Raw genomic sequence first — 1231 nt, 5'->3', positions numbered from 1 at the left:
CGATTTCCCAATACTTTTACCTTTAATTTCAGCTGCAAGAGTTTGAGCTTTTGCCGTTTCCAGGTACTGCTCAAAAAACCGTAATGCCGGATTTTCACAAAACCTTTGGGCAAAATATGCAATGAAAACCGACGTATAAATTCCTGATGCGTCAATGTCATCTGTTTTTTAAGGCCCTCTTGACGATAATCCTTATAATCAAAAGTGACGTTTTGCGCATCAACGTTTTTAATGCGATGGCTGCTGATGGCAATTTTATGGGTGTACCTTCCCAAATATTCCACGACCGATTTTGGACTTCCAAAAGGTTTCTTGGCAAAAACCACCCACGGTTTCTGCCATAATCCTTGCCTGATTTGCTCGTATTTTATAGGTTCTTTTTCTTTGATTTTTTCACAAAACTTCGCCCTAAAGATCTTTGACAAAGCTTTCACTGGAAACAAAAAATTACCATCGGATCTTATGTTTTGCCACACTCCATTTTTGTCCACTCCTCCACCAGGAACAATGCAGTGCAGATGCGGATGTAAACTCAGATTTTGTCCCCATGTGTGCAAAACGGCAATCATTCCCATTTGTATGGCTTTGGCCTTGCCAAATTTTTGAAGCGTTTCCCAAGTCGCTTCAAATAACGTATCGTACACTAGTTTGGGCTGATGTATCGCCAAGGAATTGATGCTATCGGGCAGGGTGAAAACTACATGAAAATAAGGTACGGGCAAGAGTTCGCTTTCTCTGGCCTGTATCCAATCCTCCCGTTTGCTGCCTTGGCATTTTGGGCAATGCCGGTTGCGGCAGGAGTTGTAACTTATCGATAGATTCCCACAGCCATCGCAAGCATCGATATGGCCCCCTAAAGCCGAGGTTCGGCATTTTTTGATGGCAGATAGTGTTCGGAGCTGCCAGGTGTTCAGGCCCATGTGTTCTGTTTTTGTACCCAGGCGTCTAAGTACATCGGCTACTTCAAAGAACGGCTGCATTTTGCAAAAAGCGAATCGAGTGGACTAAACTTTTGCTGACTCTCGAGTTGTGCAATCTGCAAATACTCTAAGGTTGTTTCTAAATTTTGGTGTCCCAAAAGGTCTTTTAGGGTAACGATATCCATACCGTCTTCGAGCAGATGTGTGGCATAACTATGACGCAGTGTATGCACGTGTACCTCCTTTATCACGCCCGCTGCCTTGGCTGCCTGCTTGACCGCCCATTGCACACCACGCTGGGAATACCGATT

General features: G+C 44.4%; 2 protein-coding genes. Both read right to left on the bottom strand.

The annotated features are described in order from the left end of the window. On the bottom strand, positions 1 to 980 hold a 980-nt coding region (locus EG849_RS15465), incomplete at its 3' end, for an IS91 family transposase (RefSeq protein ID WP_125014330.1). Continuing rightward, the coding region (locus EG849_RS15930; RefSeq protein ID WP_233581825.1) for a tyrosine-type recombinase/integrase at positions 959 to 1231 on the bottom strand (273 nt) is incomplete at its 5' end. The genes EG849_RS15465 and EG849_RS15930, both read right to left, overlap by 22 nt.

It is taken from the genome of Flavobacterium macacae (assembly GCF_003865365.1).
Taxonomy (GTDB): domain Bacteria; phylum Bacteroidota; class Bacteroidia; order Flavobacteriales; family Flavobacteriaceae; genus Flavobacterium; species Flavobacterium macacae.
Note: the sequence above shows the minus strand (reverse complement) of the source record. Positions and strands in the feature narration are given on the sequence as shown.